This window comes from Croceicoccus sp. Ery15 (assembly GCF_020985305.1).
Taxonomy (GTDB): domain Bacteria; phylum Pseudomonadota; class Alphaproteobacteria; order Sphingomonadales; family Sphingomonadaceae; genus Croceicoccus.
The window spans coordinates 3047688-3060923 of record NZ_CP087588.1 but is presented as its reverse complement, the minus strand read 5'-3'; the positions used below and the strand labels follow the sequence as shown (position 1 = coordinate 3060923).

The following is a 13236-nucleotide window of genomic DNA, read 5'->3' as shown; positions in this document are numbered from 1 at the left end:
GCAGCGGGAAAGAAATTACCCACCGATTACCCAAAGTCTGCAAATTCTTCTTGTCGGTGTCATCCTACCGAAAGCGCCTTCACAGGATGAGAGTTGAATTTTCGACCCGGCCTATGCCGCTTCGGGGGTACTGTGACAGTGATATCGCAATCCAAGGAATACGGCGCCCCTATGGCGCCCATGTAGGATAGTTGTTCAGAATTTCGAGATTGGCATACGGATTGATGCAAGCCTGATTATCGATGTATATTACTTCGTCATCTTGGCCGGATCGCAAACCATAATTTGTCATAGAAACAAAAGCACCCAAAATTCTACGCTCAAACAATAATATCTGTGCTTGATCGTCATCGGGAAGATATGGAGTAATTATATCCGTTATCCCGTGGTCGAGAGCTACTTCGTACGTTGCGGCCAACTTTCTCGTTGGGAATAGCCAAGGCTTGTCCCCCGTCACCGCTGATAGGAATCTATCAAGTTCGTCATTCGAGATTGGAACAGGTCCCAAATACCGTTCAAGCGTTTGCCGCAAAAGGCCAATTGGTGATGTTTTCGCTAAGGTCCAGCCGCCTATAGCGCTGACTGTTATCGCGGCTGCGGCAGTAGAGCCTAGAATGGCGCGTCGCGTAAAGTGGGTCATGCCAGCTTTCTCGCCGCCCGAAGTGAAAGTGCCGCTGCCGTGAGGCTCGGATTGGAGCAAGAGGAAGTAGGAAACACAGCAGTTCCTACAACCATCAAATTACGCAACCTATGATGTATCATATTGGCGTCAACAACCGACGCATCAGGATCGTTGCCCATCCTTAGTGTGCCTTGCAAATGGGATTCTGTTCCTCTGATCCCGCGATCTTCGATTTTTTCGATCGGCAATGCCCTCAAGACATCCTCTAATCGTGAACGCGCCAATTCCATGCCCTGCAAGGCGTAATCAGATGGACCATGATACTCCACATAGGCCTGATCCTTAGCATTGAGGATCACACGATTGTGGTCCTCGAGCAAATCTTCGGTCACGATCGTCAGCGGCAAGATTTGACGAAGACGACCGACTTCGGCGCGCAGCCCGTGCTTCCAGCGATTTTCGAAGTAGATTAGCGCTGCACCATGGGTTCGACGATGCTCGCCGTCGTAGAGACTGTAATTCAATCCGGTTGTGATTGTGCTGCCATCAAAATTATCCACCCCGTCCAGCATGGCTTCAAATTCCGCACCATAGGATTCGTGCAGTCCCAATCCAACTTTTCCTCCGCCAAGATCGGACCGCAGGAGGATCGCTGGGCTTTGAATGGCATTGGCCCCTAATACGAAAAGGTCGCCTGCTACCCGGTAGTCGCGATTACCCGCGCGAAAATTTACGGCTGAAATAGTATTGCTTGTGTGTTCGAAGCTGCGGACTTCTGCCTCGGTTACGACCTCGACACGATCATTTGCAAACAGGTGCATTAGGCCATTATTTGCAGTAAATTTCGCATTCACCGGACACAACCAGCAACGCATTGAAGCGCAACAAGAACTGCGTTGTTCAGTTGGCAGACGGGCACGCGCGGTTGGCATGGCAAAATGCAAGTCGGGGCTCGCATCTTTCATAATCCGGTCAGGCTTGGAAAGATTGTGAGGGGGCTGAGGAAAGGGGGCAGAACGGGGCAGACATAGGTGCATGTCGTTGTCCCCTGACACCGACATAATGTCCTCCGCCGAGACGTAGAAGGGCTCTAGCTCATCGTAACTGATCGGCCAGTCGGAACCGATTCCATATTTCGATTGGAGAACGAAATCACTGGGATGCAATCTGGGCGTCTGTGCAAACCAACAATTTGTTCCGCCACCCAAACCGATTGTATAATTCCAAGACTTCTTGGAATTTGTACTGTAGGTCTCTGACGGTGAAGTCGGCGTATTTTTCTGATTATCCCACTGCCAGTCGTAGGTGTTATGCTGACCCCACTCTAGAACCAAGATATTTTTGAACCTTCTATTTTTTATTATCTCGCTAAGGAAGAATGAAGAGCCAAAACCTGATCCAACGATAATAGCATCATATGTGGCACCACTCAATTTGCTGGCGTCTGACAGGATCATTCTCGTTCCTTGTTCCGAATGGTGACAAATATCGGACTGGTTCAGATGGTTATGGATAATTGGCTATCTGAACGGAAGACGAAATAGCCAATATAGCAGAACTTTCTTCAAACCGCTTGACAAGCAGTTGACGTTAATAGGGCTGCCAACTTGCCAATCTCGGTCGGATGTTCATGCCGAGAAAAAATCGTATCCATTGTGATCGAGGGTTGATCGGGTGAGGTGGCACTCATCTGCCGGGGACGCGCCCAGCTTGGATAGATTGGAACTTTTAAGCTGCAGATTGTTCGCCCAAACGAATGGCATCCAACGCATTTCACATAACGCCCGTTCTCGAGCCGGCCGTACCGAGCGCGGCACCTCGAATGCAGTTGGCAAGTGTCTCTCTCGACCAGAATGCCATTTAAGCAAATCTTCAGGAGCGGCTGGTAGTCTGCCCTAGAAGACAACGGCTGCATGCATCCAAGCGAGATTTAATAGGTGAACTACCGCGTTCAACATTTCTGTGACTGGCTTGAACGTATTGATTGCTTAGCGCACATCGCTGATCGACCGGAGTTCGGTTTCTTCGCTGATATGAGCGAGGATGAATTGATTGCTGCTGAGCAGGAGCTTGTGCGCAGGCTCGCAGTGGCCGGAACAGAGCAGGACGTTCGTTGTGCTTTTCTGGCCGGGCCGGACGTTTTTGAATGTGTCGCCCATAACGACCAGTAACTAAGGCTTCCGTCTGACGGCCCATACAAGACCAGATGCTGCCGACAGAGCGAGGGCTAAAGCGACCACCATCGCGGGATCGAGAATAAGCATAGAAAGCCTCCGATTCGTTCGAGGCACCTCATGTTCACTATTTGTTCGATGTAGGACAGCTAGGCCGTAGACTCATAAACGCGAAGCCACAGGCGCATTGAAGCCAGTTGGACCATGGCCAGGAAGTTTTCGGCCAGCTTGTCATAGCGTGTTGCGACCCTGCGGAAGTGCTTCAGCTTTGAGAAGAAGCGTTCGATCAGGTTGCGCTCACGGTACAGCCATGTGCTAAAATAGGGTTTCGACCGCCGATTGGCCTTGGGTTTGAGAACGGCGGTGCAAAATTAGACCACGGTAGCGGCGGCGAAGTGCTGCTGCGGGCGGCGTAAAAGTCGTCCACTTTTTCCCTTTTCGCGATGCTGGCGAGGAGGGATGAGGGATTTACACCGTGGAACTTTACCTGAAGGTTCGTCTTGCCTGCGCGGGCGGCATGAGCGCCCGGGCGGCAGCGAAGCATTTCAACATATCGCGCGACACGGTCCGCAAGATGCTGTCGTATTCCGAGCCGCCCGGTTACCGTCGCAGCGCCCCGGTGCGGCGACCGAAGCTGGAAGCGTTCATACCGATCATCGACGGCTGGCTGGATGGGGACCGGTCGGTCCCGCGCAAGCAGCGCCATACGGCGAAGCGTGTGTTCGATCGCCTTCGCGAAGAGCATGGCTTCACCGGAGGCTACACGATCATCAAGGATTACATCCGGGATCGGGATCAGCGCAGCCGGGAGATGTTCGTGCCGCTGGCACACGCACCCGGCCATGGGCAGGCAGATTTTGGAGAAGCTCTGGTCGAGATCGGCGGGGTGGAGCAGAAGGCGCACTTCTTCGTGCTCGATCTGCCGCACAGCGACGCCTGCTACGTACGCGCCTATCCGGCTGCCGTTGCCGAGGCCTGGATGGACGGCCATGTCCACGCCTTTGCGTTCTTCGGCGCGGTGCCGCTGTCGATCGTCTACGACAACGACCGCTGCCTGGTCTCGAAGATCCTGCCTGACGGGACGCGGCTGCGCGCGAGGCTGTTCAGCGCCTTCCTGTCGCACTACCTGATCCGTGATCGTTACGGCCGCCCCGGCAAGGGTAACGATAAGGGCGGCGTTGAAGGCCTTGTCGGCTATTGCCGGCGCAACTTCATGGTGCCGATCCCCCGGTTCCCGACATGGGAGGCGTTCAACCTGTGGCTCGAGGAGCAATGCCGCAAACGGCAGAACGACCGGCTGCGGGGCGAGAGTGAGACGATTGGCGAGAGGCTGCGGCGCGATCTGGCGGCGATGCAGGAACTGCCGGCTTCCCCCTTCGAGGCCTGTGACCAGACCAGCGGCCAGGTCTCATCGCAGGCGCTGGTGCGTTACCGGACCAACGATTACTCGGTGCCGGTGCGCTTCGGCCACCAGGAGGTGTGGATCAGGGGCTATGTCGACGAGGTGGTGATCGGTTGCCGGGGCGAGATCATTGCCCGCCATGTGCGCAGCTACGAGCGCGAGGATGTGATCTTCGATCCGATCCATTACCTTCCCCTGATCGAACAGAAGATCAATGCCCTCGATCAGGCCGCACCATTGCAGGGCTGGGACCTGCCCGAGGTATTTACAACGCTGCGCCGGCTGATGGAGACGCGCATGGGCAAGCATGGCCGGCGCGAATATGTGCAGGTACTGCGCCTGCTGGAGAGCTTCGCTCTGGCCGATCTGCATGGCGCGGTGAAGCAGGCCCTTGATATGGGCGCGATCGGCTTCGATGCGGTGAAGCATCTCCTGTTATGCCGGGTGGAGCGCCGCCCGCCCCGACTGGACATGGCGATCTATCCCTACCTGCCCAGGGCCAGAGTGGAGACAACATCGGCGCGCTCGTACATGCGGCTGTTGACCGGCGGAGCAGCGGCATGAGCAGCCAAGCTCCCGAACTGCTGCTCGCCAGCCACCTCAAGACGCTCAAGCTGCCAACCTTCCTGCGCGAGCATGACAAGCTGGCCCGGCAATGCGCAGCAGAGGGCGTAGATCATGTCCGCTACCTTGCTCGGCTTGTCGAACTGGAACTGATCGACCGGGAACGCCGGATGGTCGAGCGCCGGATCAAGGCCGCGCGGTTCCCGGCCGCCAAGAGCCTCGACAGCTTCGACTTTGCCGCCATTCCGAAGCTCAACAAGATGCAGGTGCTCGAACTGGCGCGTTGTGACTGGATTACCCGTCGCGAGAACGTCATCGCCCTTGGCCCGTCGGGGACCGGCAAGACCCATGTCGCGATCGGTCTTGGCCTGGCGGCCTGCCAGAAGGGCCTGACGGTCGGGTTCATCACTGCTTCCGCGCTGGTCAGCGAGATGATGGAGGCACGCGACGAACGCCGCCTACTGCGCTTACACAAGCAGATGACCGGCTATAAGCTTCTCATCATCGATGAGCTGGGGTTCGTGCCCCTCTCCAAAACCGGCGCGGAACTGCTGTTCGAGCTGATCTCACAGCGCTACGAACGCGGCTCGACGCTGATCACCAGCAACCTGCCGTTCGACGAATGGACCGAGACGTTCGGTTCCGAGCGCCTGACAGGCGCGCTCCTCGACCGGCTCACCCACCACGTCAGCATCCTCGAGATGAACGGCGAGAGCTATCGCCTGGCCCAGAGCCAGGCACGCAAAGCACGTCCCAACCCCTGACAGAAACGGCAATCCGGGTGTTGGCGACCCCCGCTCGGGCTACGCCCTCCCGGCGCTCGCCAACACCCGGATCAAGTGGCCTGGTTTTGCTCCGCCCAATGGACGACTTTTACGCCGCCGTTGACATGGGTGGGATGTTGGCGAACGCGCCTTTATCGCGGAGAGATGCCCGGATGCGGTCGGCATCATAGGCCTTGTCCGCCAGCACGATTGTTCCGGCACCAACATGGCCAAGCAGATTATCGGCGGCTTGGCCGTCGTGGCTTTGCCCGGCGGTCAGGCTCAGTCGGATCGGGAGGCCTTGCCCATCGACGACCGCGTGGATTTTGGTCGTGAGCCCGCCTCGGGTGTGGCGCGACGATCTGGGTGAGAAGAGCGCGACTATCAGGATAAGAAGTTGATTGTCGCGGCGCGACAGTTTGTGGTCATTTTGATTGTCGCTGGCAAGGTTTATCGGTCGTCCTGATTGTCGCGGACGGCCTCCAGGACCTTTGGCGTTGTGAACGCTGCGGGTCGTCCTGGTCCTGATCGCCGGGTTTCAGCGGTTTTGCGTCGGTAACTTTCGACGTTCATCTCGAAGATCGTCGCGTGATGAACGAGCCTGTCGACAGCGGCGAGCGTCATGGCCGGATCGGGGAAGACCCGGTTCCATTCGCCGAAGGGCTGGTTGGCGGTGATGAGCAGCGAGCGTCTTTCGTATCGGGCGCTGATCAGTTCGAACAGGACCGAGGTTTCGGCCTGGTCGCGGCTGACGTAGGCGAAGTCGTCGAGCACCAGCAGATGGTATTTGTCGAGCTTCGCCAACGCGGATTCCAGCGCAAGTTCGCGGCGTGCGACCTGGAGCCGCTGCACAAGATCGGATGTTCGGGTGAACAACACCCGCCAGCCATTTTCCACGAGAGCAAGGCCGATGGCGGAAGCCAGATGCGTCTTGCCGCCGCCTGGCGGCCCGAACAGGATCAGATTGGCGCCCTGTTCGAGCCATCCGTCACCTGCGCACAGGGCCATGACCTGCGCCCTGGAGATCATCGGAACGGCATCGAACGCGAAGGTGTCGAGGGTTTTCCCGGCGGGAAGATGGGCCTCCTTCAGGTGGCGCTCCATTCGCCGCTGGTCGCGCTCGGCTATTTCGTGCTCGGCCACCGCGGCAAGGAACCGGGCCGCAGGCCAGCCTTCCTTATCGGCCCGCGCGGCGAAGTCACCCCACATGTGCTTGATCGCGGGCAGGCGCAGTTCGTTCAGCATCAGGCTGAGCCGCTGGGCGTCGATCGCCGGGTCCGCGCTCATGCCGCTTCTCCGAGGCCGATCAGGCTGTCGTAGGAAGCCAGTTCGCCGAGCTCGACCACCACTTCGGGCAGCGCTGCCGGATCTGGCGAGAACCGGGCGCGCAAGGCGGCGATGTCCGGGGTTCGCCCTGCGACAAGGTCTGCTTGGAGAAGGCCCGCCAGTTCTGCCTCGCAGGCCCGCTCGTGCGCCATGGCAAGCAGGTCGACGATGATCCGGCAGGCACTGCGTTCTCCTTCGCATTCCAACAGGTGCTCGAACATCCGCCGGTAGGCCTCTCGCGGGAACAGACTATCGCGGTAGACCAGTCCCATGAGCGCCATTGGCTTGCGCCTGAGCGAGTGGATGACGTGCCGGTAATCGACGATATGGCCATGCTTGCCATTGCTGCCGGCGCGGCCGCGCACCAGCGTCATCAGCCGGGTGCCGCCCAGGAACAGGTCGATCCGGTCATCGTAAAGCCGGGCCCTGAGCCGGTGGCCGATCAGACGCGAAGGAACGGTGTAGAACACCTTGCGCAGCGTGAACCCGCCCGACGAAGTGACGGTGACCAGAACTTCCTCGTAATCACTTGTGCGCACGTCAGGCAGCGGCTGCAAGGCGCGGCGCTCCGCATCGATCGAGGGGGCATGACGCCGGTTGCGTGCGGTCACGACCTCGTCAATGAACCGCCGGTAGGCGGCAAGGTCGGTGAAGTCGCTGCTGCCCCTTAGCAGCAGGGCATCCCTGATCGCAGCCTTGATGTGGCCGTGGGCGCTCTCGATCGAGCCATTCTCGTGGGCTACGCCAGTGTTGTTGCGGGTCGGCTCCATCCCGTAATGCTGGCACAGCGCATCGTACCGCCGGGTAAGGTCGGCACGGGCATCGGCGCCGATATTGCGGAACGCTGCCGACAGGCTGTCGGTGCGGTGGAGCCGGGGCACGCCGCCTGCCGACCACAAGGCATTCTGCATCCCTTCGGCGAGCGCGACGAAGCTCTCGCCGCCCAGGATCACATGGGCATGCTCGAAGCCGCCATGGATCAGCCGGAAGTGATAGAGCATATGCTCCAACGTCTCGCCGACAACGGTGACGCCCAGATCGGCCATCGCGGTAAAGTCCGACAAGCCGAGTCGGCCGGGTTCGTGCACCTGGCGGAACATGACCTCGCGCTCAGGCCCATGAATCGCCCGCCAGCCCCTGATCCGCCGCTCCAATGTCCGACGCGCAAACGGCAGATCGCCGTGCCGACGGCGCAGTTCCTCGAAGATCGCGATCGGGCGAAGAGCGGGCGCGGCTTCCAGTAGCGGCACAACCTCTTCCTCGAATATCCCGGCGAGCGGATCGGGACGTCGCCGCTCTCGCGGTGTCTTCGCCTGAGAAGGCAGCGTTGCCCGCTCCAATAGCCGGTAACCCGTCGCCGTGCTGAACCCCGCCTTCGCCGCGGTAACGGTGACGGGATCGTTCCTTCTGATGTTCATGAAAAGCCTCATCTGATGATCGGTTATGTGACGGCCAGGCACACGGCAGGTCCTCCTCCCGGGAAAACCCAACCATACCTGACGCCGCGATCATCTTCGGCCTCCCCACAAAGGGGCGCTCCGGTGTGTCGGGATCGGCTCCGGGCTACGCCCTACGCCAACCCCGACACACCAGATTCTCATCTTGATTGTCGCGCATTCTCACCGTGAATGTCGCGCGACACTCGGGAGCGACCGAGACAATGATCTCGATCCCCCTTTTTGCCGTCGCGGCCTGTTGGTGGGCGCGAATGGAAGTGCTGTCGATCATCTGGATATCGCCGTCTTGGGCAGCGGTAATGGCGTCCATCATCCGATCCCATACACCAGCTTTTCGCCAGCGCACGAAACGGTTGTAGCAGGTGGTACGTGGGCCGTAACGCTCGGGCAGATCGCGCCACGGCGCACCGGAACGAAGCACCCAGAATATCCCGTTCAGAACGCGCCGATCATCGACTCGAGGCACGCCACGAGGCTTGTTGGGCAGCAGCGGTTCGATCACGCGCCATTCAAAGTCGGTCAGGTCATATCGGCTCATGTGGAGCCTGAATCAGATTCCGCCGTCGAATAAAAGGTCCTAAGTTCGGATTGCATACGGCGACGAGGTGCCAATGACGGACTTTAAGGTGATCGACGTCCCAGGAATGCTGAGTGTTCCGGTGAGTTCCTATGACGCTGACGGCAACCAAATCCCCGACGATGGAGAATGGCACCGTCACGTTTCCACAAGTCTATATGTATTTGCAGAGCTATTGGCCGCCAAGGGGCTCACACCGGGAAGGAGTGTTATCGCCCGCTCACCCGATCTCGTGATCAAATGGTCCGAGTTGAACGATGTGGGCCAAGCCTTTGTGAAAACGGCTTTCGACAAATGGCTTATACCAAGGCGCGCTGAGGCTGACTCACGCCGGGGATTCCCAAGTTGATGATTTTCTGATTCACCATGGCAAGCACAGGAGGCTTGCGATGGCGGCAGCGATTGAGATTAGATCTGACTACACTTCGACGGATTTGCGAGGGCTTGCGCGACGATGCGATGATGCCGATCAGGTCCGGCGCCTATTGGCCATTGCGCTGGTTCTTGACGGCGGGAGCCGCAGCGAAGCGGCGAAGATTGCCGGCGTGACGCTGCAGATCGTGCGCGACTGGGTTCTGCGCTTCAACGAGGGTGGCCCCGACGGTCTTGCCACTCGCAAGGCTCCGGGGCGGGCTTCGATCTTGAATGACGATCAGCGCGCCCGGCTGGCCGAGATCGTCGAGGCGGGCCCGATCCCCGCGTCGCATGGCGTAGTGCGTTGGCGGCTGTGTGATCTGGCGCAGTGGGTCTGGGACGAATTCGAACTGTCGGTCACGCGCCACACTCTTGGGCGCGAACTGCGTGCGATGGGTTATCGCAAGCTCTCGGCCCGACCCCGCCATCGCGGCCAGAAGCGTGAAGACATTGCCATTTTTAAAAAGAGTTCGCTGCCCGCCTGGCGCAAATCAGATGCAGCCTCCCGCAAGGAACGCCTGTAGAGCTATGGTGGCAGGATGAAGCCCGTATCGGTCAGCAGACCAAGCTCACGCGGCGCTGGGCGAAGCGCGGCACGAGACCGTCGGCGCCCAAAGATCAGCGGCGCTCTTCAGCCTGGCTCTTCGGCGCGATCTGTCCCGCTGAAGGCAAGGCTGCCGGCATCGTCATGCCCCGGTGCAACAGCGAAGCGATGAGTATGCATCTGGAGGAAATCGCCTTCCATATCGCGCCGGGCGCCCACGCCGTACTGATCCTCGACCAGGCTGGATGGCACGGATCGGCCGAACTGATCGTTCCGCCCAACATCACGCTGATGCCGCTGCCGCCACGATGCCCTGAACTGAACCCGGTCGAGAACCTGTGGCAGTTCATGCGCGACAACTGGCTGTCGAACCGCATCTTCAAATCCTACGACGATATCGTCGACCACTGCTGCTTCGCATGGAACAAGCTCGTCGATCAGCCGTGGCGCATCATGTCCATTGGAATGCGACAATGGGCTCATGGGTTCTGATCAGCGCGCCTTGGTATTAGATCGATCGACGACATCCGAACGACCGAAGCTACGATGGTCCAAAAGCTGGAAAAGCGTTGGCAAAAATTCGCTGCGCAGCAATCCGTGTCGTAGCCCGCTTTATGGGTTCACGACCTAATTTCGGCCTGCAGGTTTCAGTTCGTGCAATTTTTGACCAATCTCGGTCCAAAGCTTAACCCCGCCGTCGTCACCTTCGGCTTCAAACTTTCGACAACGTCCCGCGACATACGTCGCAGCGGCCGCACCGTGCTTTTTCTCGAGAAGGAGCGCTGCCATCCAAAGCTCTTTATCGCGGGTAATCGGCATCACGACTATCCGAATACAGTCGTCAATGCTGCGACAAGCATGAGGATACCGAGCAAAGTGGCTTCCAACTCCAGCTTCCACGCGTTTTGCTCTTCGTTTGCCCGCTCTTCGTCAGTCAGCCAGTCGCGCATTTGATATCACTTCCGCTCTTCCAATCTTAGGGTACAGTTTCAAAGGAATGTCATGTTCGCAAGCCTGCTCCTTCTTCAAGCCATTGTCCCTGCTGGACAGACCTTTGAATGCACACCAATCCGCGTCTGGGATGGCGATGGACCGGTTTGGTGCAAAGAAGGGCCGCGCATAAGGCTTTCAGGCATCGCTGCACGCGAAATGGACGGCAGTTGCCGCAGCAACCAGCCCTGTCCAGCCGCCGATGCAAGCGAAGCAAGGGACTACTTGGTTGCACTGGTCGGTCAACCCTATGGTAAATCTCGCGAAGGCCATGTGCTAGTTTCCGGACCAACCATGACGTGTGTGTCTGACGGTTCAGGTGGCGGCAGTCGTACAGCCGCTTGGTGCGTTTCGCCTTTAGGCGGCGACCTTTCCTGTGCCATGCTCAATAGCGGATTTGCTCTTCGTTGGGATCGCTATTGGCGCGGTCATAAATGTTGACTGTAGTAAAAGTGGGAGGATTGCAGGTGCAAAGTCGTCGGTCGCCCCGTTCCCCGCAACGCAAATTCAATTACTATGGCATGGGTGGACGCCGACGCAGACGACGTTTCCCTATCAAACTCGCCTTAACTGCAGCGATTGCGGTTGCACTCGCCATAACAACCGTGGTGCAATGGATCGACGGCAGGACCGACACTTCATCTCAAAGATTTATCCACTCTGAGACCAGCGTCTATTATCGGTACTGTTCCGAGGCACAAAATGCGGGCGCAGCCCCTCTCTATCGAGGTTCTCCCGGCTACCGACCAGACCTTGACGCTGACGGCGACGGAATCGCATGCGAACCCTACCCTTGAAAAGGCACTATGGGGGAGGCGCGACGTCCAGGCCGCACCTCCCCTGTCTAAGTTCAGAAGCTCATGCCAACTGCCACAAGCGCGTTGTGACGGCTGAAATCGCTTTCGTAGTTGGAATAGCGATATTCAAGCTTACCGAACATGTTTTCGCTGAAGTTGAGACGATAACCAGCGCCAAGGCGGAAACCGTCGCCGTTGTCACCTTCGCTGAAGCTATCGACACCGTCGTCGTAGGTGGCTTTGATGCGAGCGTTTGTATAACCGCCGAGAACATAAATCTGGCTGGCTTCGCCAAGCTTTGTCCCGATGCGACCGACTACGGCCAGATCCCGGCCGGTTTTGACGCAAACTTCATCGTCAATCGACAGAACATCGCTCACACAGGCCTTGGTCGTGCTATCGTCGATGCTCCCTTCGACGCCGACAAACCAGTTGTCAGTCAGGGCAAAGTCATAACCGATGGCGCCACCATACGCGACGCCTTCTTCAGACTCGCCTTCGACCGAAACGCTGTCCAAACCTGCCTGCACCTGGACATAGGCCTGTGCGTGGGCAGCGGCCGGAAAAGCGACCACTGCTGCTGCAGCGACTACAGCGATTTTCTTCATAACTACTCCTCATTGAACAATGCCGCACTGTTTTGTGTTTACGCGGCGAGGAGCGCCTCTAGTTGAAAATCGCGCTTGCGCAACTTCGTGATTTATTTATCAACAGGTTGTATTTATTATATTTATGTTAATCTCGATCGGCCAGACTTAACGGGGCATGAGTTCCAGGGTCAGAAGTGCATCGCCCCATTACATATTTCGGCACGTCAATTCCTGACCACATTTTGTGGCCAGGAATCCAACCGCAATCTATCGCTAGAAGCGAATAGAGAAGTTACTCAACCTGCTGTCGAATTGAGCAGATTCTAGCGCCGATCAGCAGGTTGCACAAATCACGCCGGGAGCGATTTGCTTTCTAGCATTTTCGTTTACGACTTCCGACTTGGGTGCTGAACCGCTAGTTGTAGCCAGCGGCGTCTCTTGAATGACCGGGCTTGCTACATTCTCAGGAGCCGTCGTAGTCGAGTTTACTACCGGGGCAGCGCTCGGCGCGGCCGATGGAGCAGTGTCTGTCAATGCGCCCATAACGAACAATGCTTCATCAATTCGCTCCCACGCGTTTCGATATACTTCCCCGTCCAAAATCGGCTTTTCCTGCTCGTTTGAACGCCCCCATGAACCGGAACTTCTTTTCGAGTTTACAAAATTCAAGCGGATTTTAGTCGAACCATTAGGCATTTGCATTAAGAATGCCGTGACACGAGTGTTGCCGTGTGCCTGCATACCCCCAAGCGCGTCAAAAAATCCCGTCTTGTTTTCGACCGGGCTAGCAGCGGTGATGAAGCCGCTTGAAACGTCGGCTGATTCGACAATGTACCCGAAGTCCTGGATCACCGTCATGATAGCGCCGAACGCAGTACCTTTATCAACCTCAAACTCTCGAGCTTGAATAGCCTGCAACTCCATTGGAGTGAGGTCGCCCTTTTTTGCTGCAGCAGGTGTTCCACCCAAAATTGCTCCCATAAGAGCAAAGTAAACCAGTTTCTTAAACATCACC

The 13236-nt window shown here is 57.8% G+C and carries 13 protein-coding genes and 3 pseudogenes; 6 read left to right on the top strand and 10 right to left on the bottom strand.

What is annotated here, in order from left to right; translation table 11 throughout:
• Nucleotides 1-169: 169 nt before the first annotated feature.
• Both LOZ77_RS15060 and LOZ77_RS15055 read right to left on the bottom strand, forming a co-directional pair.
• Nucleotides 170-640, bottom strand: coding sequence for a hypothetical protein (locus tag LOZ77_RS15060; RefSeq protein WP_230279797.1), 471 nt, complete (start codon nt 638-640; stop codon nt 170-172).
• Nucleotides 637-2079, bottom strand: coding sequence for a GMC oxidoreductase (locus LOZ77_RS15055; protein WP_230279796.1), 1443 nt, complete (start codon nt 2077-2079; stop codon nt 637-639). Before LOZ77_RS15055 ends, LOZ77_RS15060 begins: the two co-directional genes overlap by 4 nt.
• 480 nt (nt 2080-2559) lie before the next feature.
• Between LOZ77_RS15055 and LOZ77_RS15050 the strand changes: the two genes are divergently transcribed.
• Entirely contained in the window at nt 2560-2793 is a 234-nt protein-coding gene (locus LOZ77_RS15050; RefSeq protein ID WP_230279795.1) for a hypothetical protein, read from the top strand.
• 152 nt (nt 2794-2945) lie between these two features.
• Here the strand turns inward: LOZ77_RS15050 and LOZ77_RS15045 are convergent.
• Nucleotides 2946-3152: pseudogene (locus tag LOZ77_RS15045) on the bottom strand (transposase); the annotation flags it as partial.
• A 119-nt stretch (nt 3153-3271) separates the two neighbouring features.
• Between LOZ77_RS15045 and istA (LOZ77_RS15040) the strand changes: the two are divergent.
• Together istA (LOZ77_RS15040) and istB (LOZ77_RS15035) are read left to right on the top strand one after the other, a co-directional pair.
• A complete protein-coding gene (gene istA, locus LOZ77_RS15040) occupies nt 3272-4762 on the top strand; it encodes an IS21 family transposase (RefSeq protein WP_081261070.1) in 1491 nt (496 codons plus the stop codon).
• Nucleotides 4759-5526, top strand: a complete 768-nt coding sequence (istB, locus tag LOZ77_RS15035) for an IS21-like element helper ATPase IstB (protein WP_048578302.1) — start codon at nt 4759-4761, stop codon at nt 5524-5526. The genes istA (LOZ77_RS15040) and istB (LOZ77_RS15035) overlap by 4 nt, the downstream gene beginning before the upstream one ends.
• A gap of 127 nt (nt 5527-5653) precedes the next feature.
• Here the strand turns inward: istB (LOZ77_RS15035) and LOZ77_RS15030 are convergent.
• From LOZ77_RS15030 to LOZ77_RS15015, 4 genes and pseudogenes are all read right to left on the bottom strand, one after another.
• A pseudogene (locus LOZ77_RS15030) lies at nt 5654-5875 on the bottom strand (transposase); the annotation flags it as partial.
• A 101-nt stretch (nt 5876-5976) separates the two neighbouring features.
• Nucleotides 5977-6813, bottom strand: coding sequence for an IS21-like element helper ATPase IstB (gene istB, locus LOZ77_RS15025; RefSeq protein ID WP_230279794.1), 837 nt, complete (start codon nt 6811-6813; stop codon nt 5977-5979).
• Complete coding sequence (gene istA, locus LOZ77_RS15020; RefSeq protein ID WP_230279793.1) at nt 6810-8282, bottom strand: IS21 family transposase; 1473 nt, start codon at nt 8280-8282, stop codon at nt 6810-6812. Before istA (LOZ77_RS15020) ends, istB (LOZ77_RS15025) begins: the two co-directional genes overlap by 4 nt.
• Nucleotides 8283-8523: 241 nt before the next feature.
• A pseudogene (locus LOZ77_RS15015) lies at nt 8524-8847 on the bottom strand (IS5 family transposase); the annotation flags it as partial.
• Between the two features lie 73 nt (nt 8848-8920).
• Here LOZ77_RS15015 and LOZ77_RS15010 point away from each other — a divergent pair.
• Together LOZ77_RS15010 and LOZ77_RS15005 are read left to right on the top strand one after the other, a co-directional pair.
• Nucleotides 8921-9235 (top strand): hypothetical protein, encoded by a 315-nt coding sequence (locus LOZ77_RS15010; protein ID WP_230279792.1) that lies wholly within the window; start codon nt 8921-8923, stop codon nt 9233-9235.
• A 40-nt stretch (nt 9236-9275) separates the two neighbouring features.
• Nucleotides 9276-10336, top strand: a protein-coding gene (locus tag LOZ77_RS15005; RefSeq protein WP_230279791.1) for an IS630 family transposase whose coding sequence is annotated in 2 segments (ribosomal slippage) — nt 9276-9768 and nt 9768-10336 — 1062 coding nt in all. Because the reading frame shifts where the segments join, the coding sequence is not laid out codon by codon here.
• A 135-nt stretch (nt 10337-10471) separates the two neighbouring features.
• Here LOZ77_RS15005 and LOZ77_RS15000 read toward each other — a convergent pair.
• The gene (locus LOZ77_RS15000) at nt 10472-10663 is read right to left on the bottom strand and encodes a hypothetical protein (RefSeq protein WP_230279790.1); all 192 of its coding nucleotides are present in this window, start codon (nt 10661-10663) and stop codon (nt 10472-10474) included.
• Nucleotides 10664-11268: 605 nt separating this feature from the next.
• Between LOZ77_RS15000 and LOZ77_RS14990 the strand changes: the two genes are divergently transcribed.
• The gene (locus tag LOZ77_RS14990) at nt 11269-11631 is read left to right on the top strand and encodes an excalibur calcium-binding domain-containing protein (protein WP_370638020.1); all 363 of its coding nucleotides are present in this window, start codon (nt 11269-11271) and stop codon (nt 11629-11631) included.
• A 53-nt stretch (nt 11632-11684) separates the two neighbouring features.
• Here LOZ77_RS14990 and LOZ77_RS14985 read toward each other — a convergent pair whose 3' ends face one another.
• The gene (locus LOZ77_RS14985) at nt 11685-12239 is read right to left on the bottom strand and encodes an outer membrane protein (protein ID WP_230279788.1); all 555 of its coding nucleotides are present in this window, start codon (nt 12237-12239) and stop codon (nt 11685-11687) included.
• Between the two features lie 315 nt (nt 12240-12554).
• Nucleotides 12555-13232 (bottom strand): hypothetical protein, encoded by a 678-nt coding sequence (locus tag LOZ77_RS14980; RefSeq protein ID WP_230279787.1) that lies wholly within the window; start codon nt 13230-13232, stop codon nt 12555-12557.
• Nucleotides 13233-13236: the final 4 nt, after the last annotated feature.